The 22,445-nt window shown below is 51.1% G+C and carries 17 protein-coding genes and 2 pseudogenes; 4 read left to right on the forward strand and 15 right to left on the reverse strand.

Annotation, left to right across the window (positions count from 1 at the left end; all coding sequences use genetic code 11):
- Positions 1-139: 139 nt before the first annotated feature.
- The 4 genes from ALO_RS16180 to ALO_RS16190 all read right to left on the reverse strand — a co-directional run bounded on the left by ALO_RS16180 (position 140) and on the right by ALO_RS16190 (position 3,878).
- The gene (locus tag ALO_RS16180; RefSeq protein ID WP_004098013.1) at positions 140-1,459 is read right to left on the reverse strand and encodes a short-chain fatty acid transporter; all 1,320 of its coding nucleotides are present in this window, start codon (positions 1,457-1,459) and stop codon (positions 140-142) included.
- Positions 1,460-1,757: 298 nt separating this feature from the next.
- Positions 1,758-2,750 (reverse strand): AAA-type ATPase lid domain-containing protein, encoded by a 993-nt coding sequence (locus ALO_RS21040; protein ID WP_004098014.1) that lies wholly within the window; start codon positions 2,748-2,750, stop codon positions 1,758-1,760.
- A gap of 297 nt (positions 2,751-3,047) precedes the next feature.
- Entirely contained in the window at positions 3,048-3,185 is a 138-nt protein-coding gene (locus tag ALO_RS22565) for a hypothetical protein (RefSeq protein WP_004098016.1), read from the reverse strand.
- Positions 3,186-3,290: 105 nt separating this feature from the next.
- Positions 3,291-3,878 (reverse strand): TetR/AcrR family transcriptional regulator, encoded by a 588-nt coding sequence (locus ALO_RS16190; protein WP_004098018.1) that lies wholly within the window; start codon positions 3,876-3,878, stop codon positions 3,291-3,293.
- A gap of 371 nt (positions 3,879-4,249) precedes the next feature.
- On the opposite strand from ALO_RS16190, the gene ALO_RS23585 reads away from it, so the two are divergent.
- From ALO_RS23585 to ALO_RS16210, 3 genes and pseudogenes are all read left to right on the forward strand, one after another.
- A complete protein-coding gene (locus ALO_RS23585) occupies positions 4,250-5,113 on the forward strand; it encodes a methyl-accepting chemotaxis protein (RefSeq protein WP_004098022.1) in 864 nt (287 codons plus the stop codon).
- Between the two features lie 125 nt (positions 5,114-5,238).
- Positions 5,239-6,633, forward strand: coding sequence for a sigma-54 interaction domain-containing protein (locus tag ALO_RS16205; RefSeq protein WP_004098025.1), 1,395 nt, complete (start codon positions 5,239-5,241; stop codon positions 6,631-6,633).
- Between the two features lie 264 nt (positions 6,634-6,897).
- Positions 6,898-8,189, forward strand: a pseudogene (locus ALO_RS16210) (CitMHS family transporter).
- Between the two features lie 243 nt (positions 8,190-8,432).
- Here ALO_RS16210 and ALO_RS16220 read toward each other — a convergent pair.
- The 6 genes from ALO_RS16220 to ALO_RS22570 form a co-directional block, all read right to left on the reverse strand.
- A complete protein-coding gene (locus ALO_RS16220; RefSeq protein WP_050807042.1) occupies positions 8,433-10,265 on the reverse strand; it encodes a glycoside hydrolase family 3 protein in 1,833 nt (610 codons plus the stop codon).
- Positions 10,266-10,400: 135 nt separating this feature from the next.
- Positions 10,401-11,813: a CCA tRNA nucleotidyltransferase gene (locus tag ALO_RS16225; RefSeq protein WP_004098035.1), complete on the reverse strand. Its 1,413-nt coding sequence runs from the start codon at positions 11,811-11,813 to the stop codon at positions 10,401-10,403.
- 199 nt (positions 11,814-12,012) lie between these two features.
- A complete protein-coding gene (cooS, locus tag ALO_RS16230) occupies positions 12,013-14,133 on the reverse strand; it encodes an anaerobic carbon-monoxide dehydrogenase catalytic subunit (RefSeq protein ID WP_004098036.1) in 2,121 nt (706 codons plus the stop codon).
- A gap of 121 nt (positions 14,134-14,254) precedes the next feature.
- Positions 14,255-15,124, reverse strand: coding sequence for a DUF1848 family protein (locus ALO_RS16235; protein WP_004098038.1), 870 nt, complete (start codon positions 15,122-15,124; stop codon positions 14,255-14,257).
- Positions 15,125-15,227: 103 nt separating this feature from the next.
- Entirely contained in the window at positions 15,228-15,677 is a 450-nt protein-coding gene (locus tag ALO_RS16240) for a universal stress protein (RefSeq protein ID WP_083821131.1), read from the reverse strand.
- A gap of 74 nt (positions 15,678-15,751) precedes the next feature.
- Entirely contained in the window at positions 15,752-15,916 is a 165-nt protein-coding gene (locus tag ALO_RS22570) for a hypothetical protein (RefSeq protein ID WP_004098042.1), read from the reverse strand.
- 133 nt (positions 15,917-16,049) lie between these two features.
- Between ALO_RS22570 and ALO_RS16245 the strand changes: the two genes are divergently transcribed.
- Positions 16,050-16,322, forward strand: a complete 273-nt coding sequence (locus tag ALO_RS16245; RefSeq protein ID WP_004098045.1) for a hypothetical protein — start codon at positions 16,050-16,052, stop codon at positions 16,320-16,322.
- Positions 16,323-16,346: 24 nt separating this feature from the next.
- Here the strand turns inward: ALO_RS16245 and ALO_RS16250 are convergent, their stop codons facing one another.
- From ALO_RS16250 to ALO_RS16270, 5 genes and pseudogenes are all read right to left on the reverse strand, one after another.
- Positions 16,347-17,438: a DUF871 domain-containing protein gene (locus tag ALO_RS16250; protein WP_004098048.1), complete on the reverse strand. Its 1,092-nt coding sequence runs from the start codon at positions 17,436-17,438 to the stop codon at positions 16,347-16,349.
- A gap of 45 nt (positions 17,439-17,483) precedes the next feature.
- Positions 17,484-17,789 (reverse strand): PTS lactose/cellobiose transporter subunit IIA, encoded by a 306-nt coding sequence (locus ALO_RS16255; RefSeq protein ID WP_004098051.1) that lies wholly within the window; start codon positions 17,787-17,789, stop codon positions 17,484-17,486.
- A 34-nt stretch (positions 17,790-17,823) separates the two neighbouring features.
- Entirely contained in the window at positions 17,824-19,128 is a 1,305-nt protein-coding gene (gene celB, locus ALO_RS16260; RefSeq protein ID WP_004098054.1) for a PTS cellobiose transporter subunit IIC, read from the reverse strand.
- Positions 19,129-19,195: 67 nt separating this feature from the next.
- Positions 19,196-19,513 carry a PTS sugar transporter subunit IIB gene (locus ALO_RS16265; protein ID WP_004098055.1) on the reverse strand — a complete coding sequence of 106 codons (318 nt, stop codon included), beginning with the start codon at positions 19,511-19,513 and terminating at the stop codon, positions 19,196-19,198.
- A gap of 225 nt (positions 19,514-19,738) precedes the next feature.
- Positions 19,739-22,437 (reverse strand): annotated as a pseudogene (locus ALO_RS16270) (sigma 54-interacting transcriptional regulator).
- Between the last annotated feature and the right edge of the window lie 8 nt (positions 22,438-22,445).

The following is a 22,445-nucleotide window of genomic DNA, read 5'->3' on the forward strand; positions in this document are numbered from 1 at the left end:
AACCGTTGCGCCTTGGTGCAGATGTTCCAGTGCTTGATTCACAGACACTATTTGGGCCATATGTGTAACCTCCTTTTTGCAAAGGGCGACTTGCGCCGCCCCGTACAGCCAATCAATACAGGTTTAATAAATGGTTAGTCTATAATACGAGCAGTCCAAGAGCAATAATAATGCCGCTCCACAATAAAGTGAGCACACAATATCCCATGATATCCCGCACTCCCAGTTTGGCAATGCCCAACAGAGGCAATGCCCAGAAAGGCTGAATCATGTTAGTCCATTGATCGCCGTAAGAAATGCCCATGGCCACTTTTGCCGGCTCAACCCCAAGAGCCAGGCCAGCCGGAATATTAATCGGCCCCTGTACAATCCACTGTCCGCCGCCGGAGGGGACGAAGAAGTTGATGACGCCGCCGGCGATGAAGGTAAATAGAGGGAAGGTATGAACAGTAGAGAAGGAAATAAACCACTTGGCGATGATCGCTGCCAGGCCCGAGGAAACCATGATGCCCTGAATGCCTCCATACAGCGGAAACTGCAGAGCGATGCCGCCGGCGCCTTTAATGGCTTCGTTCATAGCCTTGACATAATTGATCGGGGTCTTGTGCAGGATGACGCCGGCAATGAAGAATATAAATATTACGATATTCAGGTTCAGATCAAAGCCGTTTTGGGAAAAGTGCGCGAATAAGTAAACCAGACCCATTAAGCCCAGCAACCCGTTGATGATAACGCTATTTTCCAGGCGGGTGGCAAATGTCTGAGGTCCGATCGGAGCCGTCTCTTCCTCAGCTTCCGTAAACAGAGCCGGGTCCACGACGATGGCTTCTTCGGGCCTGGGCGCCATTAGTTTAAAAAGAATGGGCAAAGTGAAGATCATAGCAAAGGTAATAATTAAATTCCAGGAGGAAAAAACCGTCTGACTTACAGGAATAATGCCGGTCAAATTCTCAACAATATGCCCTTTGGTGGCAACAGCCAAAGGAATAGAGCCGGAGATACCTCCATGCCAAACAACGAATCCGGAATAACCGGCTGCCACCAGGAAGGGATAGTCTACGCCTTTTACCTGCCGGGCCAGTTCCCGCGCAAAGAGCGCTCCTACCACCAAGCCAAAGCCCCAGTTCACGAAGTTGGCCATGGCGGCCACAAAAACAGCAAGCATAGCGGCTTGTTCCGTGTTTTTGGGAATGCTGGCCATCGTTCGCAACGCCGCTTTAATCGGTTTACTGGATGCCAGAGAATGCCCGGTAACCAGAATCAAGATCATTTGCATGGCAAAGGCCAGGATGCCGTAAAGGCCGCTGCCCCACATGTAAACCAGGTCATAGGCGCTTTTACCGGTCAAACCCCAAGCTAAAATAAAGGCGCCGAAGGTAAGAAGGATGGCAAATAAATATGCATCAGGCAGGTACTTTTGTACCAAGGTGACAAAGAATCGGGCAAGTTTGTGTAACATTCTACATTCCTCCTTATTGGTTTGGACTCCTTAATGCTGCACGCTTATATTTCTACCCCCTTTTTCGTCGCTCGATTCCAAAATTACACTATATTTTGTATAATGTAATATTTAGTAGCAAGATACGTGCCAGATTCCTTCTGTGATTTCAGCAAAGGTCTATCCGACGCTAAATTGCTCAGTTTAAATTAAATATAATCTTTAAAATAATGTTATTTGTCGCAATAGAGTCTCAATTCCATGCAAAATATTGCACTCTCCGGCACTACATTGCACTGCCCGAAGCGTATTGCCTTCATCAATCAGTCAGTTGCTCATCTGTCGCCGATTTGGGCACTGTCAGTTTGTGCTCGTCAATTTTATAAAATAAAGCGCGGCGGCTGATTCCCAGCATCTCAGCCGTTTTCAGACGGTTCCCTCCATTGAGCTGCAAGGCTTGGATGATCACACTTCGTTCGGTGCGGTGCAAGATTTCTTTTAATGTGCCGCTGGAGTCAATACTCAGATGGCGGGTTGCCATTCCCTCCACCCCCAGGGGCAGAAGATCCTTTTCCTGAATCACTCCCCGAGCCAGCACCACCGCCCGTTCCAGAGTGTTAGCCAGTTCCCGCACATTGCCGGGCCAGGCATACCTGCACAGATAGTCCATGGCTTCCGGCGTCAGCAGGCCAACGCCGAGCAAACTCAGTAAGATGCCCAAAAAGACGGAAAGATAAACCCGTTTTTTCATTATATCAATCTCAGCCTGTATGTCGGCGGTCAGTTCATTGGCCCAGATGTAACCGACCACGCTCTCTTTCCGGATAATCGGAAGCATGGCGTTCATAATCGGGCCGCGGACCAGATCGCCGATCTGCACCCTTTCGCCTCCAGTCTGCATCACCAGGCGGCCCTCATGGGAGGGACTGATGGGCGTACCTACCCTGTCATGGTAAATATCGCTGGGGCCATAGGTAATGATTGCATCCAGATCGCGGGAATAATAGCCCACGCCTACGCCCGGATGCGAAGCTGCGACCTGGTCCGTATAGGAACGCAGCCGTTGATTGAGGAATGAGATCTGTTCTTCCCGCGACGCGCTCAGTTTATCATATTTTTGCAGTAAATCCTGATAATCGCCTTGCAGATAGTGATCCAGGACCCGGGTAATGCCAAACAATTTACGCTGCTTTTCTAAAATCAGGGCTTGCTCCGAATGCAGCGTCGTATAATATTCAGACCCTAACAGCGGCAAGGTTACCGCAATTGCAGTCAGGAAAATCAACCTGCTCCGCAGTGTTTTCGGCCACATCAAGCATGCTCCTCTCCACAGACTGCCATCCGTTATCATGCGAAACAACCAGGCTGCACCTCTCCGGCAGCATGAAGGAATCAGAAAATTCCATTATTTGTTTCTGAGAAGTGCATTGTTTACTTTTATGCCGCCATACTTGAGTTCTATTATAACAAAAACACGCAAGAAAATATCAGCTTATCGCGAACAGGATATTTGAGACTTTTTTTATTGGTCCGGCAGAATGGCAAAACACCTCAGCCGGTTATGCTGGCTGAGGTGTTTTGCCGTTCTCATTTTGTTGGCCGAACCGCCTTATGCAGTATAGGAAAAGAAGATTCTTTCGATCCCGTCCACATCGTTGCAATACGCGTTGGCATTGGCGACTTTTATCCAGACATTAAATACAACATTTACATCATAAAAATTAGAAAATATACCTTGCATAAACATCCCTTTCACCTCCTCATTCAGATTGACGGGCATCACTTAAGGCAATAAAATAGACCGGTCGTCTTAAAGCTTGTGTGAAAAATGGCGAAAGCCTGCTCGCCATTTTTACTTTCGCAACGGTATGACATATTCAAACATATACGCCATAAAGTTATCGATGGAATTAAGCTCTTGATCGACCTGCATCCGAATAAGCCCGCCTTCCCAGGAGGTATAAATAAATTCAGCCAGGGCGGCGGCATCGTGCTCCGGGGAAATTTCACCCAGGGCTTGCGCTTCTTCAATACAGCGGGCAAACAACCCGACCCACTTGTCAAATTCCGCTTTTAATGCCATCCTGATGCGGGGGCTGGCATTGGCAATCTCGGTGGCCATTTTTGCCACCAGGCAGCCTTCACTGCAGCCAGCGCTGGCATAATAGGAACGAACCCCCAGGAAATACTCTTTCATTCTGTGCCAGGGGGAAAGGCCGATGTCCGACAGCCGCTTCCTTATGGTCTCAGCCAGTTGTTCGCCGTAATATTCTACGATGGCCACACCAAACTCTTCCTTGGAGGAAAAATAGTGATAAAAAGATCCTTTCGGAACATCCACCTCGGACAGCACTTCCTGGATTCCTACGGCATTGTAGCTTTTGGCAAGCATTGCTCTTGCCCCGGCTTTGATCAATTTTTTCCGTGTTAAACTTTTCATACTTTTATAATAGACCAGTCGTCTACAGATGTCAAGCAATTTCACTAAATTTTTTAGGACTAAAGACTCGTTTATTGGTCCGAACCATATCCGCCTGGAAATTGGCATAAATGTTGCAAGATAACAAGATAAAGGAACATTTCATCTACTTTTGCAGCGGCGGATACGGTGATTGCCGCCACCGGAAAATCGCAGCAAGCGGCGCCATCAATCACGGTCAATTTATGGCTTTTGGCATTTAGGCCGATATACTGATTAAAGGAGGCAGATGAGGATGAATGCAAAAACTTATTGCGGTGGCGGATCATTTACCATGCATATGTAGGCTGCGATGTATCCATAAGTTTCGGCAATAAGGAGTGACTCAGTTTATGAAGGAAGCCATTACCGTCCCGTCAAACCACGAGACAATTCTCAGCCATTATCACTATGTGTTATCACACTTAAAGGAACTTGTTCCGGCCGATTACGGCGTGACGCTGGCCGACCGCACCACCTGCTTATTGTACATACCCGCCAAGAATCTCGATCTCAACTTAGCCGCCGGTCAGCCATTGCGGGAGGGCAGCGCCATCAAGCGGGCGATCGAGGAAAAGCGGCGGATTTTTACCCGCATTGACAAAACGGTACGGGGAATTCCTTACATTGCGCTGGCGACTCCCTTATTCGATGAACGCGGTGACGTCATCGGCGCGGTAACGATCACCGAATCGGTCGAACACTACGACGGATTGAAGGAAATGGCGGCAACCCTAACCGAAGCTATCAGTTCTTTAGCCAGCACCAGTGAGGAAATCTCGGCGCAAAGCGAGGAAATTGCCTCGGTCAGCCGCACACTGACCCATTCGGCCCACGATTCTCAGCTTCGCGTACAGGAAACCGACAAAGTCCTCGGTTTAATCAAGAATATCTCGGCGCAAACGAATCTGTTGGGTTTAAACGCCGCAATCGAAGCGGCCAGGGTGGGCGAACAGGGCAGAGGGTTCGGCGTAGTTGCCGAGGAAATCCGCAAACTGGCCGCCGTCAGCGCTGATTCCATCAAGCAGGTAGAAACAATTATTCAGGAAATTAAAACAGCCAATACCAGTTCCTATCAGCAGACAGTGCAGATTGAAGCGGCCATCACCCAGGTGGCCGAGGCGATTGGTCATATCGCCTCCTCGGTGCAGCAGGTCAGCGCGATGGCGGAAAAGCTGGACCTTACCGCCGGCAAGCTATTCGAAGGCAACCAATAAAAGCGACAACCAGCCTTCTGACTGCCTCTGCCGTTAGCATCGGTAGTAACCGCTGCGTAAATATGGTAAAGTATAATTGAGTGACGCAGCAGTCATCAGTAGGTTAACGCCGGGGGTGGACATGAATGGAGCCAATCAGTAAGCTGTTTAGCGCCGCTAATACGACGGTGAGTCTGATCGAAGCGGTATATGACGGCATTCTTATTGCCGACAGGGATGTCATCGTGCGCTATGTCAATACCGGTTATTTGCAGATAGCCGGTCTCAGTCGCGAGGATATTATTGGAAGGTCGCTGCCGCAGGTACGGCCGGGAAGCGTGCTGCCGCAGGTCATTAAAACAGGCGTTGCTCAAATCGGCATCTACCGGCAGGAAGGCGATGCCGAATACGTTGTCGATATGGCGCCGATCCGGCTGGAAGGAGCGGTAATCGGCGGCCTCTCGGTCGTCAAGAGTATCGCCCGCATCAAGCACTTGTCCAGAGAACTGGAGAAATACGCTCAGAAAAATCATGAATTAAAGGCTACGGTTGACAGCTTATACCAAGCCCGCTATACGTTTCAGGATGCCATCGGCATTTCGGGTGCATTTCGGAAGACTGTCGCTTTGGCCAAGCGGATGGCCGGTTATGATGAAGATATCCTGATCACCGGGGAAAGCGGCACCGGCAAGGAGTTATTTGCGCAAGCCATTCACAATGCCAGCTCCCGCGCTGCCAAGCCGTTTGTCGCTGTAAATTGCTCGACATTGAATGTTACCTTGGCGGAAAGTGAGTTGTTCGGCTATTCCAGCGGCTCGTTTACCGGAGCGCTGAAAGGCGGTAAGGCAGGTTTATTTGCCATGGCCGACGGCGGCACGATCATGTTGGATGAAATTGCCGATCTCCCTTACGATATGCAGGCCAAACTGCTGCGAGTCCTTCAGGAGCGCAAAGTCAGAAGAGTCGGCGAATCCACCGAAGAAGCGGTCGACATCCGGGTCATCGCCGCAACCAACCGGGATTTGCTGGCGATGGTGAAAGAAGGAAAATATCGTGAGGATTTATATTACCGCCTGTCGGCGATGACCTTGGAGCTTCCCAGCCTGAAAAACCGGAAAGAAGACCTGGCGCCGCTGGCCGATAACTTTTTGGCGGAATGGGGAAAAAAGAATAAAAGAACAGTTACTTTTCTGCCCTTGGCCTACGAGATGATGCTATTCTATGATTGGCCCGGCAATGTCCGCGAGCTGAAAAATGTCGTCCAATTCTCCGCCTATACCTGCGATGGCGATACGGTAGCGGAAATTCACCTGCCGAAATCGGCTTATGCGCAAGCATTCTCCCTGCGCCCAACCTGGGAAAATGGCTGGGGATTGGGTCACTCCGGCAGCCTGAAAAAAATTCTTGAGGATACCGAAAGGGCGGTGATCCGGCAAATGTTCGCCAAATACGGCCAAAGTCTGGAAGCCAAAAAAAAGATTGCCGCCGAACTGGAAATTTCGCTGGCCACCTTATACAATAAAACGCGGACATTGGAGTAAAATATCGAATTATAAGTTTTTAGAATGTTACAAGTAATTATTATAAAAAATTAAAATTTGGAATTTTTTATAATGTGGAATAAATAGTTTTTTACGCAAATTTTCTTACTAAGAGGGACAAAACAAACCGGCGATTTTTGATTGCCCTATACAGATGGCACACAACTTGCTTATTAGTATTTAAGCCAAAAGCAACAGGCGATACTGGCAGCTATGAATTCAGAAGTCATTTTTTCTAATAATTAAAAAACAAGGAGGCTTTATATGTTATCATTATTAGGGTTCTTGACGGTCTTTATCTTTCTCTATCTGATCATGTCCAAACGGATGTCGGTAACGGCCGCGCTGATTATTGTGCCGGTCATCACTGCCCTGATCGGCGGTTTTGGCGCTTCCATCGGCAAAATGATCCTCGACGGCATTATCAAAGTCGCGCCGACCGGTATCATGCTCATGTTTGCTATCTTCTATTTCGGCCTGATGCTGGAAGTAGGCATGTTTGCCCCGCTGGTTGAACGGCTGGTGCGCCTGGTGAAGGGCGACCCTCTGAGGTCGTGCTGGCAACAGCGTTTCTGACCATTGCCGTTGCCCTTGACGGCGATGGCGCAACCACCTTCATGATCACGATTTCGGCCATGCTGCCGATTTACCAGCGGCTGCAAATGAGCCGGCTGGTGCTGTCCGGCACCATCTGCCTCGCCGCCGGCGTTATGAACCTGATTCCATGGGGCGGGCCGACGGCGCGGGCCATGACGACCCTCAACGTCGACTCACTGACCTTGTTCAATCCGGTTATTCCGGCGATGATCGTCGGCTTGATCTGGGTCTTTGCCGTGGCCTACTATTTTGGCAAAAAAGAACGGGCCAGACTGGGCGTACTCCATGTGGACTTTGAACATGAAATCACTCTGACAGAAGAAGAGGCAAAGCTGCGTCGGCCTCATCTGCTGTGGTTCAACCTGCTGCTGACCGCCGTGCTGGTGGTTTCGCTGATCCTAGCGGTTCTGCCCTTGCCGGTCTTGTTTATGATTGCCTTTGGCATTGCTTTGGTTGTCAATTTCCCCGACCCGAAAGAACAGCTGGAAAGAATCAACTCTCAGGCTAAAAATGTCGGCTTTGTCTCCTCGATGATTTTTGCCGCCGGCATCTTTACCGGCATCCTGACCGGCACGAAGATGATCACCGCCATGTCGCAAACCCTGGTGTCATGGATTCCTGATCCCCTCAGTCCCTTCCTGCCGCTGATCGTAGCCTTCACCAGCATGCCGTTGAGCCTGGTCTTTACTCCAGATGCCTATTATTTCGGAGTACTGCCGATTGTCAGCCAGACGGCCGCCGCATTCGGCATTGATCCGGTAAGCATCGGCCGCGCCGCCATCCTGGGCCAGATGACCACCGGCTTCCCGCTCAGCCCGCTGACCGCATCCACCTTCATCCTCGTCGGCATGTCCGGCGTTGAACTGGGCGACCATCAGAAGCATATTTTCTGGTGGGCTTTCGGCTCCACCGTCGTGATGACGATTGTCTGCCTGCTGACAGGCGCCATTCAGCTATAGCCCTTAAACCCTGCCTGGCTAGGCAGCCGTGCTCTGCCGGGATAGCAGAGCACGGGCAACAAGTATTCCTCTGAAGCATCGGTAAATAGCAATGTATAGAGAAAAAGCGCGAGCTTATGCACCTTAGGCGGTGCATAAGCCCGCGCTTCCTTTTGCCCCGGAGGAAACCGCGGGAGGTTTTTGCTGTCTTGACGCATAGCTTCCCGCTGCTGATGCAGGCGAACAGGAATCCCTCTATTGGGATCATTTCCCGCCGGCAAATGTCAGTCCATGCCCGGACCGGTACAAATACCCCGTCCCGTCAGGATTCGGGATACTGACCGGCAGTTTGCCGCCGGGTTTGGCCAGACCGAAGATGATTCTGAGACCGGCGGAAATGTTGGGGCCTTCACCGCCGCCATAGAGGGCGACAACCGCTTTGGCTCCGGTCAGGTACATCATGTCATAGGGATTGCGGATCATCATGACGGCCAGAGGTTTACCCCTCTGATTGGCGTAGTTTACCGTTGCCAGACTGAAGTCGGCAGTCCGGGACCGGCCGGGAGTCCGACCGTCCACATCGTAGCTGTGGGTGGCCAGGATGATATAGTCGGCCCGGTCGATGGCCTGTTGAATGGCAGGTGTCAGGCCGGATTTTTCATATTTAACGCCGCTGACTTCGGTTCGGGCGCCGGCTTTGGCCACTGTTTCGGCCAGGGCCTGCTGGATGGCCTGGTAGCTTTCTTCTCCCGGCGCCAGAAAAAGGACGTTTCGCGCCTGGCGCAGATCGAACGGCAGCAGATGGTTTTCGTTTTTCAGCAGGGTGATTGCCTTTTCGCTGATCTCAGCTTCCTTCCGGCGGTGATCCGGACTGGCGACAACGGTTTTTGCCCACCGGATCTGCGTGGCGAGACGGGGAGAAGGTTTGGAGCTTTTGGGCTGCCAGATACCCCGGTCATATTTAGCCCTCAGGATGCGCCGGACGGATTGGTTAATCCTCTCCTCAGAAATATCGCCGGATTTTACCGCTTGCAACAAGGCAGTATAGACGGCGGAGAGGTCCGGCGGCATTAAGAGGATGTCGGCGCCGGCTTTTACCGCCAAAACAGCGGCTGCCTCCGGGCCAAAATGATCGGAAATAGCCCGCATCCCCAAGGAGTCGGTGACAATCAGCCCTTCAAACCCCATATCCCGCCGCAGGAGACCGGTTAATACCGCATGAGACAGAGTGGCCGGCATTTGAATCGGCCGGCCGTCTTTTTTGGAAATGGCAGTGGTACGGTCAAAGGCGGGAAAGGTCACATGGGCGGTCATAACCATATCCGGTCCGGCCGCAAGCGCTTCCCGAAAGGGCTTCAGTTCTACGGCTTGCAAGCGCTTCTTGTCATGAGGCACCACGGCAATGCCCAGATGGGAATCCATCGCCGTGTCCCCGTGGCCGGGAAAGTGCTTGACTGCCGCCGCCACACCGGCAGCATGAAGGCCCCGGATATAAGACTGGCCCATTTGCGCTACCACATCGGGATTTTCACTGAAAGAACGGACTCCGATCACCGGGTTGTCGGGATTGGAGTTGACATCCAGCACCGGTGCAAAGTTTACATTAAAGCCAAGGGCCTTCAGTTCCCGGCCGATGATTTCAGCCGCCTGAAAGACATACCGGGGATCGCCGGCTGCGCCGAGAGCCATATTGCCTGGCATTCCGGTGCCATACGACAGCCGGATCACCCGACCCCCTTCCTGATCGATAGCCACAAACAGAGGCACAGAGCCGGCGGCCTGCTGTATGCCATGGATGAGACCCACGGTTTGCTCCACACCGGTAATATTCCCGCTGAACAAAATGACCCCGCCCAGATGGTGCCGCCGGATGCTGTCAGCCACAGAGTCGGGCAGCTCGGTCATGTCTTTGCCTTCATATTGACGAAAAGCCGGCAAGAGCATCTGTCCCACCTTGGCCTCAATGTCCATGGAGCGAAGCGCCAGTTCAACCTGCACTTCCCGGCCAAAGTAACCCGCCGGGGCCGCTTGGGCCGCATCGGCAAACACCGGCAAAAGAAATGAACACACAAACAGGATCCACGCCATCATGCGCATGTCCCTTCCCCTTTTCCTGGTTATCTGGTTCTGGTGATTGGTATGAACAAAGTCGCGCATTTATTCTTCTATTCCTCCATAAAAGTAGAAAGAAGCCGATATAAGTCTAATGGACATATTCGCTAAAAGCCTATCTTATTCCTGCGTTTTGCGACGCGCCCGCGCTCCCAGCGCTGCCAGCAGCGCCTCTCTGGTATGATCCAGGCGTCCGGCCTGGATGCGCATCAGTAAATCGGATTGAAAGGACTTTACCTGAGGGCCGCTGCCCAGCTGAGCAGCAATTTCACCGCCGGAAATAGCCAGTTCCGCCGGATAAAACGGCATCGTCGCCAGGATCCGGCCCAAGTGACCGGCTGCCGTTTCCCAGGTTGACAGATCCGGCTCCACATGCCCGGCGAGGCGATCGGCCCGGTGCAGTTCCAGAAGGGATTCAACGGCGGAGCGGAAAGAAGCCAGGCCGGAAAAGTCGCGGGCATGCTGTTTCAGCCAGCGCAGCACGAGATATTCCTCCACCGGCAGCTGCATATGATTGCGCACCAGCCAGGAGATCTGCCGGACCTGAGCGTCGCTCAGCCTGAGCCGGGTCAGGATGGCAGACGCCAGCTGCGCCCCCTTCACCTCGTGACCGGGATCGGACCAGGCCCCTTTACGGTTGACGGTCCTCACGCCTTCCCAGCCTTTGGCCACATCGTGTAAAAGGGCCGCCCAGCGCAGGGACAAGTCCGGTTTTACCAGCCGCACGGTCCCGAGAGTGTGGCGCCAGGCATCGAAGTGATGGTAGGCCGGATTCTGGGCCAGCCCGTCCAGGTGGATCAGTTCCGGCAGAATGGGGACGTCTTCGTAGACGCCTCGGTCTTTGACCCGGCAGGATTGGTCCAGCAAGCCGGTTTTCAGCATGCTATCCAGCCCCAGGTCAGGATGAGGCGCCAGCAGAGCTTTTTCCAGCTCGCCCCGGATCCGTTCGAGGGACAGGCCTCTGGCTCTTTCCCGATTACGGCCTATGGCCGCCTGAGTATCCGCCTCAAGGGAAAAACCGGTCTGAGCGGCGAAGCGGGCCGCCCGGAACATTCGCAAGCCATCTTCGGCAAACCGAAGGTCAGGCTTCCCCACCGCCCGGATCATCCGGCGGCGAATGTCCTCCATACCGTCAAAGCGGTCAATGATCCGTCCTGCCAAGTCCATGGCCAAAGCGTTCATGGTAAAATCACGGCGGGACAGATCCTCGTCCAGAGTCGCACAGTACCATACCTCCTCCGGCCGGTGGCTGTCGGCGCCATAACATTCGCCGCGAAAGGTGGCTACCTCAAACGGCTGTCCGTCCACCTGCACAATCATCACGCCAAAGGCTTCTCCCACTGCCACAGTGAACCAGCCATTTTCCTCCGCCGCCTGCCGGATCTGATCCGGCCTGGCGTTGGTGGCAATGTCTATGTCATGGGGTTCCAGGCCGCGCACCATATCCCGCACCGCTCCCCCTACGATATACGCCTCATACCCCGCAGCAGTCAAGGCCTGCATAATCTGTCTGGCACGTTTCACGTGAATCATTGCCTCACTTTACAATAAAAGGTTTCTTTATATAAATATTGTAACACATCTCCGTCAAACCTGCTCGAAAACCGGTTATGCCTGTATAGGCAGAGAAACGGGATAAAGGCAAAACCGGATCAAACCGGCGGCCTAACAGTAACGCCCATATGAAAGAGGCGGCAGATTTGGCCTGCCGCCTCTTTCGTTCGGGTTCCGGTTATATCCCCAGTTCCCGGCGTTTTTTCTCAATGTGGTCCACGTAGATCTCTACCGTTTTATCCGCGCTGAGTTCCACCATCAGTTTGCCCAACCCCAGGGTTTCAGTGGTCTCAGTCAGAGTCTTGACCACCACTTCGCTGCCGGTGACCGAGGGCACCGGGGCCACATGGACCAGCCAGCCCAGAGCAATGGCCGTGCAGGCATCAGCCACCGCCTTTTGCTCCAGATACTCCGGCGCGCCGATGACCAGGGGCAGCTTGTTGGTGTCCACACCCAGAGCATCAGCCAGTTCTTTGGCGGTATGGGTCATCTTGCCGATATCCACGCAGGCGCCGTAGGACAAGACCGGCGGGATTCCCAGGGCCGTACAGACTGCCTTCAGACCGGGGCCGCATTCTTCCGCCGCCTCCGGACGGGTCAGGCCGGTATACTCCATCACGGCGGAAGTGCAGCCGCCGGACAGCACTAAGATGTCCTTGGCAATCAGTCCCTTGGCAATACGGAAGATATTGCTGCCGCCCTGGCCGTAATGAGCAGTGGTGCAGCCCACCACCGTGGCTATACCCCGGATGCTGCCGGCCTTAATGGCGTCAAGAAGCGGCTGCCAGGAGCCGCCCAGAGCCTGTTTCACCGACTCGGTGCTAAAGCCCACCGTGCATTCGGTGGTATGCGGCGGGATATACACCTGCCGGTTTTCCTGCTTGCGCTGGGCAAAGGACTCTAATGCCTTTTCCAGAATGGCTCCCGCCTGCTCCTGCATTTTTTCCGGGATAAATTCCACCGTTTCAGTGCCGGGCAGCCGGATGACCTCATGGACGCTGACCATCCTGGTCCCGAACCGTTTAGCGTATAAAGGCAGGGTCGGCACGGTGCAATTATAGTCAAACATAAACAGGTCCACAGCGCCGGTGGCCAGGAGGTATTCCTCCGACAGCCATTCCCCTTCCTGACCGCCATAAGCCGGCAAGCTCTGCATGCCTTCGTAGTTCATCAGCTGCTGTCCTTCACAGACGTGGCCCAGCACCTGGATTCCGGCAGCGCCTGCCGCCTGAGCCCTTTTGTTCCATTCCGGGGACGAGGCCAGTTCAAGCACCATCTGGGCCACCAGGGGCATATGGCCGTTAGTCACGATGTTGACCATGCTTTCTTTTAAAAGTCCCATGTTCTGCCGGGTCTTATGGATTTTTTGCGTACCCATCAGGATTTCCTGCAGAATATCCAGGGCGAACAGTCCCTGATACTCGTTGATTATGCCTAAGCGCACCGAAGTGAGAAGAAAGTCCACCGGGTCGGCGTTCAGGTTGGTCATGCATTTAGTCTGGGCAAAAGCCACCTCACTGTTGCCGCCACCGGGAAACAGCCCGAGCTGGCGCCACAGTTCCTTGCGCTTGGCCGGGGCAAAGGCCTGAACCATAACTGATTCTTCATAATAGGGTTTGCCCATGTCCGTCAGCACCCAGTTGGCAAAATCCAGGGCAACCTTGGTCATGTCGTTTTGGGTATTCAGGCCGGCCATTTCGGCGTATTTATAAAGTTTCTCCTTGTCCCGGATCCTGAGCCCGCTTTCCGGGGCCTGGGCCGCCGCCTTCAGCGTACGGGCCGCCTGCTGGGCGTGAAAAATGTTGGCCGCCGTGCCGATGGTGACATGGCGGTAGACAAAGTTGCGGGCCACCATCACATGGGCATCCACGCCGCAGACGCCCCGGGGAGTTTTATCGTTGATACGGCAGGGGCCATTGGCGCAAAGCTGGCAGGATAGCCCCTGGGAACAGAAGTTGCAGCGGATCTTGACCTGCTGGGAAAACCGGTCGAATACATTGGTCAGGCCCTGGGCGTGGACATGCTGGTACATTTCCCGCATAGCCGGATCAATGATCACGTTCAGCGGGTAGCCTTCCTTGCCTTGGTCATGAGCCTGGATATGCTGCCGCTGCCAGGCAAACATCTGGTCCGGCGGCGGAGACTTTTCAATATCATAGTATTTACGGGCATTCACGTGCACGTCAAAATGCCCTTCCGGGTTGTTGGAGCCGCTGGCCTGACCCTGTCCGGGCACTGATTCCACAGTGCCGGTGGTAATGGAATCGGTATTTTTGATAAACGAATCCTTGTCCGACATAATTCCCTCCTGCAATAGCAAAGACTTTTTTACTAGTCTTTATCCAGGGCGGGAATTTATGCGTTGGAAAACCCGCCGGCAGTTTGCCGGCCAAACTGTTCAGGTCCACAGCGGCATCTTGTTACAGCGTCTTACAGGAATAACAATACACGCAGCCAAACCGGCAGGGCTGGTCATAGCTGCCGATATCACGGCTTTTGCTGCAGCCGCAGGCCTCCCGCTGGCCGGAATCTTTGGCGCGGGAAACCCGTCCGCCGAACAGATTCTCTAACAGTTCGCCGTCAATGCAATGTCCCGGCTGAATCCCGGCCGCCCCTGACAGCAGCGGACTGGAACAGGAGTAGAGGATAAAGCCGTGGCGGGAAGCGATCTGAACCAAGTGAGCCGCCAGTCTCACCTGCTGATCCGGGTCCGGCTGGCGGAGATCCAGGCCGGAATTAGCTAACCGTCTAGCCACATGCCGGTATAGCTGCACAAAGGAGGTGGTGATCCGGCAGCCGGTCATGCCCAGAGTTTTCAGATCCCGGCAAAGTTGGTCAAAAACCAGCAGCCTGGCCTGTTCCGGCTTGTTTTTAGTCAAATCCGGTTCACCCCGGTCGGAAAGAATGATGGGATCAAAGCGGATATTGAATTGCTCCGGCCGGTATCGCCCCAGAAGCTGCTCCAAAACGCCCAGTGTCTCCCGGTAAGACGGCGCGTGGGGCTCCAGAACAGGAGAATAGTGATTGACGGTATATTGAAAATAAAGATGATAGTTCTCCAGATACTGAGGGTCTTGCGCCACCAGACTGAAGTCTTTGCTCCACAGCACCAGGCTGTGCACATTGCCGGGGTCCAGGTCTACGGTATAGGTCTTTTCCCGGTAAAGAGGATTGGGAAGCGTCACATTGCCGGCCCGCAGCGTCTCCTGGAGCCAGGAATAATAGAACCGCGGCAGATCGGTCCGCCGGGAAGCGGATATAACCGGTTTGAGTTTGGTCTGGGCAGTCATTCTTTTCCCCTATAATTTTAATCGTTAACCATGAAATGCAGCGGATACTTTGTAATGAAAAAGAGCCATACCGTGGATGAATCCAATGGCATGGCTCTTTCGATTACTTCACCACTAAGACCGGGCAAGCGGCGTAATGGACCACATGATTGCTTACGCTGCCCATGACCAGTCCTTTGATAATTCCCATGCCGCGGCTGCCGATGACAATCAGGTCATAGCCGTTATTCTGGGCAAACTGAGGAATGATTTCAATGGGAGAGCCCACTTCCATGCGGGTGTGAACAATCAATGATGGAGGCAGTAATTTTACGGCATTTTCCAGCACATTTTTGCCGAACTCTTCAAGGTCGCTGTACACCGTTTCCGGGATATACCCCACATTAAAATCCGGATAAGCCGGCAGCGCCACCCTCGGCAGGAAGACGTACAAAATGCCCAGTTCGGACCCAAAGCGGCTGGCAATCTGTCCGGCATGGTTCAGAGCTTTAAATGAATTCTTCGAGCCGTCCACAGGCACTAAAATTTTGCGATAAGTAATTTCTGTCATCATCCATTCCTCCCTGCGGTTAGTTTTTGTACCGGCGATCGACGACAGACATATGAGATTATGAGACTTTTCGTTACTTAAATTGTAGCACAATTCTTCCGTTTAGCAAATCCGCTTTTCTTCACAATCATCAAAGATTCGGTTTCAATCCGCCGCAGGGTAAAAGGCCAGTCCGGTTCGAAGCAGCATGGAGAATATATGCGTTCCCGGGCCTGTTCAACCGCGATCTCGAACAATTGCACCGCCCTTCCTCCCTATTCTCCTGGCAATAATGCTCTCTCCCCGCGTGGTATACTATTTTCCTGTCGCACAGAATAAAGTAAATCATATCGAAAGGGTGGCGCAGAGTACTGCGCAAAGGGGGCGAGGAAGCGAATGACAGATGTGTTCAGGCTGCTGCTTGACCGGAAAGAATTTTTCAGCCACCTGTTTATCGATCATTTACGAATTTCGCTGACCGCCGGCGCGATCGCGGTTACCCTTGGCCTGCTTGCCGGCATTTTGATCAGCGAATACCGGAGGATCGCCAAACTGACGCTGGGTCTAGAACATCGAAAGGCTCCACCCCCTATTCCATTATTGAAATACAGAATATTCAGTCTAATTTTGCGTATATCGATACACAAATCTGATGGTACGTTATCATAATGACAAAATCAGCGATGATTTTTGCTATTCCTTGACCCGGAATTTGAATTTCGCCCAGGGTTCCAGCAAGTCCAGCAGGAATACCTCTTCATCCACAATTCTGCCGACTACATTGGTCTTGCCGCTGTTTTTCATGCTCTGCAGCGCAATATGCAATTCCCCGGCATAGCGGTCATAGAGCGACGATTCGATTAAAATATCGCCGCGCTGCAGATCCGGCGTATGAAAGGGCGGAAAGTGCCGGCCTTTATACTTGACCCGGGATTGGGTTGATCGAATCACGTATTCTGAAACGTCGCCGCGGTTAAAGTGAAACTCATCCAGAACGATTGTCCGCTCCAAAGCTGGAATATCTTTTTCCAGTTCCACGCTGAATTCCAACATGTCCTTGTTCACCATGCTTACGCTCTTGAGTTCCGCTTCCGAGGCAAACGCGTTGGCAATTATGATGTCATCAATCAGCCCCGTAGCCAACAGATGTTTGACCTGTGTTTCAATGGGCAATCCGCGGTGCATCTCCAAGGTGCAAAGCCCCTCTGAGACCGGCCATGGCCCAAATTCGGCGGCGGAAGAGTTAACAAACGCCGCCGTGCGGATGCCGTGTTCTTTAAAATGCTTACTGCATTTCTTGAAATGTTCATAACCCAATCCGGTATAAACATGCGGATAAAAGTTATGGCATCCTAAAATATGGTCCACATTGGGCTTATAGGACAGCACCGTATCTAAGTATTTGGTCCCGTTGCTGGCATTTAATTCTACCTTTAGCCCATAGGGATTAAAGGTCATAATCGATTCTTCCATCCCGCTGAATCCAAGATCCAAACGAATACCCTGCAATCCTAATTCGTAAAAGAAAGATAAATCATGGTAGTTTGCTCCAACAGCCCTGAATATAGAGGGATCAACATCCGCAATAACTTCCATGCCATGTTTTTTAGCTACAGACGTCATCTGTTTAAACTCAGCCATGACATCCTGCGGGTCTCTGTCCGCTGCGGAAATTAAACACGTGAAGATGCGCTTAAAACCATATTGGCCGGCCAAATCGATATAGGCTAAGGTATTCTCCAGCGGTGCGCCATTCCGGTATACTGATATTCCTAACTGTTTCATACCGATACTCCTTTATAGACAAGCATTGAAATGACGGTATATCCTCTATCGATGATGAACATGGGTATATAATTCAATGATCTCGTTAGCAAGATCTTTTACAGTAATCGAAGTCATAAGATGGTCTTGGGCATGAATAAGCAGTACCGATAATTCTGTTTTTTTTCCGCTTGCCTCAGCTTGGATTAAACCGGTTTGCACGACATGAGCTCTGGAGATCTTTTCGTTGCATTGCTCCATAAGCTCCTTTGCTTTTGCAAAGTCTTTGGACTTCGCGCATTGAATTGCTTCCATTGCGCAACTCCTCGCATCACCGCTCTCCAATATAATTTTAACTGCGACCTCTTCCATGTTGATTTACACTCCCTCTAATTGGTTTTGGAGCCTATCCTTTGACGCTCGTCGTTTCTGCCTTGGACACCTGGTCCCGGTCTTTTTTATCTCCTTGGCTCTGCGCAAGAATAACAAATGGTAAATAAATCAGTATGCCAATCACAATATTAATCAAAGCCAGCAAGCCGCCCATCACCGAACCGGTAACCAAGAAACCGCCGATAACCGGGGGAGTCGTCCAGGGCATCATTGCTATTGTTCTCGGAACAATTCCGGCGGCAATGGCAAGATAGCTGGTAATGGTCAGCAAGATCGGCGTAAGTACGAAGGGTACAAGATAAATCGGATTCAGACAAATCGGCAACCCGAATAGCATGGGTTCATTGATGTTAAATAACGCCGGTGCAGCGGTAAGTTTCGTGATATCTTTCATATCCCGCCGCTTCGCCGCGATCATCAAGGCAGCTACCAGACTAAACGTTGTTCCTGCGCCGCCCATCCAAACAAACGCATCGAAAAAGGGCGGAGTTACAATATGAGGAATGGATTGCCCGGCTTGAAACGCCGCAATATTGTTATTGATGTTCGGCAGGTAAACCGCATTCGTCAGCGGCAGTATGATGTTTGAGCCATGCAGGCCAAAGAACCATAGGATATGAATAAGGAACGCTACAAATATCGCGGAGCCCAGCTGATCGGCGAAGCCGGAAATAGGCGCCTGAATCGCTTTAAAGATCGCTTCATGCAGATTGGTTACACCCGCAGCGGTAAGGATGCATTGAATCAGAGCAAACAACATGATGACAACCATCGAAGGAATTAAAGCGGCAAAGGATTTTGCCACAGCGGGGGGAACCGCTTCCGGCATTTTAATAACCAGTTTGGAATTGCCCATCAGTTTCACAAAGATTTCCGTTGAAACGATCGCAGCAAACAGGGCCACAAACAAGCCTTGCGCTCCCAGGTAGCTAAAGGGGATCGCCCAATCTTTTTCCGAACCGCTGTATAGCATAAGCAATGCGCCAAAGGCGACCAAGCCTGCCGCCATTCCGTCGGCTTCGTAAGATTTGGCCAGACTGTAGCTTACACTAAAAACGACCACCAAAGACATAATTGCATAGCTGCCTGTCCATACATTGCCGCCAAAGCTTTTCCAGGATTCTCCGAAAATCTTGGTCATAAACTCTTGATATGCCGTCACCGGAAAACTGTTAATCAGAATGGCTAACGCTCCCACCGTGAGCAATGGCATAATCGCGACAAAACCGTCCCGTATTGCGACCAAATGCCGTTGTGCCCCGAATTTCGCCGCAACGGGAACAAAATATTTCTCTAAAAAACTAATAACCGTACCCATTTATTTCTCACCCTTTCATTTTACGTTTATATACAATTGCCGCTTCTTCTAGATTTCATTGCCCACCCTACAGCGCCTTGTCTTTGACTAAACGCAGGGCGTGTTCCAAGACATTTTTCCCGTTCATCGTTCCATAATCGGAAAAATCGATAACATCCACAGGAACCCCCTTTGGTTCCAACAGGTCTTTCAGCTTAGTCAGCAAAAATTTCACTTGCGGTCCTAACAGCAAAACATCCATATTATTCATGTTATTCTTCAAGTCTGCCTCGGCAATGGCGGTAACCTTGGCTTGAATTCCTTCTTTGACCGCTACGGTATTCATTTTGCAAACTAAAAGACTGGTAGACATCCCCGACGAGCATACCAGCATGATTCTGACCATCCTATCCCTCCTCCCGCTTTTTTGCTCCGCTACACGTAAGTATATAAAGCAATACGCATGCCAACATTTACCTATCCGTTAATCTTGCAAAAATAACCGGCAACCCCCCTGATTAGGCGGATTTGCCGGCATGCATAAAGGACTCCGCAACGAATAAAAGCCAAGGGGTAGCGTGTATATTTCTTACACACAACCCCTTGGCTTCTCTGTTTACTGTGTATTTCATTACACACTATGTTGATTTTCCATAATGACCCGCACAATATACGCCAATTCATTTTTCGCTGATTACAATATGGTATTTATGCTCTAAAAATCTTAATTTTGCGCCCATCATGGCAAATTCTTTGCTGTAAGTTTTCTGATAAGCCTGCAAATCGTAAAAAGCCCTGCTTTCGCCCCCATGAATTAATTTGTCTACCATAAATACAATATGCAATAACAGTCCGACTTTGACATCCTCCGTAATGATGATACCCAGCGTGCGCTCGATATTCTCAAGGATTTCCCGCGTGTCTTCAAACACTTCGACGCCACGTAAGGAAATATCATCTTTTAAAAAGTTTCTGATACTGGTATATTGCCGCTCTGCGTCGATCAATTTTTGCAGCCGCTCAATGCCGGGACCGTCCAAAATATCCGGTGCGGGTATGAATGGGACGTTTTCGATATATACATTCACGGTTCCAACCACAGCGAGAATTTCGTAGGTACAATTTAATTTCTGAATGTTGTCCAAAAAATCATTGTGATCCAGAATATTCAGCGGCGTAATATGTATGGATGGATCCTGCAGCTGTTTTTGGATGATCGCTTTCAGCTGTTCCGCCGCTCCTTCCCCGGTAAAACAAGCAGTGACAATTAGTTGTTTCTTAACCGTTTTTTTACACACCTCTGCTTGTTGAATACTATACCGGTTGACTTCGTGACAGGAGCGATAAATGGCGTCCAGGCTATGTCCGGCAATCGCATTGCGGCAGGCGTCCAAGACCATGGGCGTACTCACCCGGCTGATTGTCCTGATTTTAATCCCCGTCTCTTCACTGATCATGTGGCCGAAGCTGTCTAAAGAACCCATATCTACAAGCAGAAGAACGCCCCGCTGCGTGTTAAGAGCGCGAATTTCCTGTTTAGCGGCTTCATACATGGCCGCTGCCTTCATGCTGAGGGGCATGTCCATCGCGCACGCATGTTCTTCACCGATCAGGCTGTTTACAACCTGGCACATGCTGCTGGCTGTAGCATGTCCGTGCATGATCACTAAGACTGCCACTTTCTCCATGCGCTTGGTCTCTTCCTCATACGCATCGGATGCCAGAAACATCGCCAGATATCCGATTTCATCCAGCGGCGTCTCAATATTAAACACCCGGTCAATGGTTTTCGCAATTTCCATTGCGACGAGAAATTCATCGGCATACTGTGTACGAACCAGGTTTAATTTGGGGTGATATATCCGGCTCCCGTAACGAATGCGGTCAATGCTTTTATGCAGGTGCAAAGCCAGACCATAATACACCTTTTTATTATAGGAGCGATGGAGCTGCCGCTGCGCCATGGCCAGGATTTTTTCCACTGTGTCGACTACCTGCACATCGACAATTTTGGTAATTTCATCTTTGCAGAACGTGCCCGGCAGATCACTCAGATATTTTTTAAAATACTTTTCAAGGTCGATGTTTAACAGATCATTTATTTCCTTTTCGCTTAAGCCTTGCCGTTTTAACTGTTCGACTTTTTTCTCAATAATATCATAAAAATATTGCTGCTCCTGACAATCGTTCAATTCCTCCAGAATACGATACGATCTGGGGCCGGCTTTATCGCTGAACACGAGAAGATCGCCTTTATTGCGTAAGAGCTGCTCTATTTCATCCCGGTACTCCTGGATTTTCATCAGCCCGGATTTGACACGCTGGTGTAAATCCGTTTGATCGATTAAGATATAGTCGCTGTTTTGCGCGGTAAAGCGGAGGAACGCTTTTGCGCAGGATAACTGTAAATCGCTTTTTAACTGGCCGATGTTATTGGGACAATCATAGAGCAGCAGGGAAAGTAACGCATTTTTTTCGATATAAATGCTTTTTCCCAGCCTTTTTGCTTCGGTTAAAATGAATTCCCCCAAGAGGCCATACCGCTCCTTGAGGCTGCGTTCCTTCAGCGACGGCAATGTGATGGTCATAGGAATTCTGCGGGTAAAGGTTTTCAATAACATGGACTGCGGGTCTTCGGTTGTCGCCGTAATAATTTGCACTTCCGCATAAACCAGTTTTTCCGTCTCCCCCAAGGGGCGAAAACACCCTTTATCCATATATGTAAATAACATCTCCTGTCCCTGCGGCGACAAGCGATGGACCTCATCCAAAAAAAATATCCCCTTATCGGCTTTTTTTAACAGCCCTTCCCGGTCGGCGTCAGCGCCGCTGTACGCACCCTTTTTGACGCCAAATATTTGCGCCATGACCAATTGCGGATTGTCGGCATAATCCGCACAATTCAATCGAATAAAGGGAGCGTCGGCGTCAATGACATTGGACTCCTTGGCAAAACAGCACATGAGTTCGGCAAACATCGACTTTCCGACCCCGGTTTCGCCCAATATCAGCGTATGTAATCCGCGGGGGATAAAGCATCGCCGCTTTGGCCTGCTGAATTGGAATATGCAAGCTTAAATCCGCTCCTACCAATAAGTCCAGGCTATAATTTGTTTTCGCGCCGGGGCTGCCGGTTGTTACAGAGTAATACCGCACGGGTCTGCCATTGTTTTTTTTCACGCGTCCTTCATCAAACAGTTGGTTCAGGTATCGGCTTACATTGGCCCGGTCCAATTGTAAAAATACACTGAGTTCCCTGGCCGAAACGCCGTTTTCCGCTTGCTTTTCCAGATGAATCAAGCCTTTATATACCACATCGAGCTTATTCATGCGCTCCT

This window comes from Acetonema longum DSM 6540, assembly GCF_000219125.1.
Classification (GTDB): Bacteria; Bacillota; Negativicutes; order Sporomusales; family Acetonemataceae; genus Acetonema; species Acetonema longum.

What these genes read in the sequence shown, in the direction of transcription:
- ALO_RS16180 (WP_004098013.1), bottom strand. Translation starts at nt 1,459, where the DNA reads ATGTTACACAAACTTGCCCGATTCTTTGTCACCTTGGTACAAAAGTAC.
- ALO_RS21040 (WP_004098014.1), bottom strand. Translation starts at nt 2,750, where the DNA reads ATGTGGCCGAAAACACTGCGGAGCAGGTTGATTTTCCTGACTGCAATT.
- ALO_RS22565 (WP_004098016.1), bottom strand. Translation starts at nt 3,185, where the DNA reads ATGTTTATGCAAGGTATATTTTCTAATTTTTATGATGTAAATGTTGTA.
- ALO_RS16190 (WP_004098018.1), bottom strand. Translation starts at nt 3,878, where the DNA reads ATGAAAAGTTTAACACGGAAAAAATTGATCAAAGCCGGGGCAAGAGCA.
- ALO_RS23585 (WP_004098022.1), top strand. Translation starts at nt 4,250, where the DNA reads ATGAAGGAAGCCATTACCGTCCCGTCAAACCACGAGACAATTCTCAGC.
- ALO_RS16205 (WP_004098025.1), top strand. Translation starts at nt 5,239, where the DNA reads ATGGAGCCAATCAGTAAGCTGTTTAGCGCCGCTAATACGACGGTGAGT.
- ALO_RS16220 (WP_050807042.1), bottom strand. Translation starts at nt 10,265, where the DNA reads ATGCGCATGATGGCGTGGATCCTGTTTGTGTGTTCATTTCTTTTGCCG.
- ALO_RS16225 (WP_004098035.1), bottom strand. Translation starts at nt 11,813, where the DNA reads ATGATTCACGTGAAACGTGCCAGACAGATTATGCAGGCCTTGACTGCT.
- cooS (WP_004098036.1), bottom strand. Translation starts at nt 14,133, where the DNA reads ATGTCGGACAAGGATTCGTTTATCAAAAATACCGATTCCATTACCACC.
- ALO_RS16235 (WP_004098038.1), bottom strand. Translation starts at nt 15,124, where the DNA reads ATGACTGCCCAGACCAAACTCAAACCGGTTATATCCGCTTCCCGGCGG.
- ALO_RS16240 (WP_083821131.1), bottom strand. Translation starts at nt 15,677, where the DNA reads ATGATGACAGAAATTACTTATCGCAAAATTTTAGTGCCTGTGGACGGC.
- ALO_RS16245 (WP_004098045.1), top strand. Translation starts at nt 16,050, where the DNA reads ATGACAGATGTGTTCAGGCTGCTGCTTGACCGGAAAGAATTTTTCAGC.
- ALO_RS16250 (WP_004098048.1), bottom strand. Translation starts at nt 17,438, where the DNA reads ATGAAACAGTTAGGAATATCAGTATACCGGAATGGCGCACCGCTGGAG.
- ALO_RS16255 (WP_004098051.1), bottom strand. Translation starts at nt 17,789, where the DNA reads ATGGAAGAGGTCGCAGTTAAAATTATATTGGAGAGCGGTGATGCGAGG.
- celB (WP_004098054.1), bottom strand. Translation starts at nt 19,128, where the DNA reads ATGGGTACGGTTATTAGTTTTTTAGAGAAATATTTTGTTCCCGTTGCG.
- ALO_RS16265 (WP_004098055.1), bottom strand. Translation starts at nt 19,513, where the DNA reads ATGGTCAGAATCATGCTGGTATGCTCGTCGGGGATGTCTACCAGTCTT.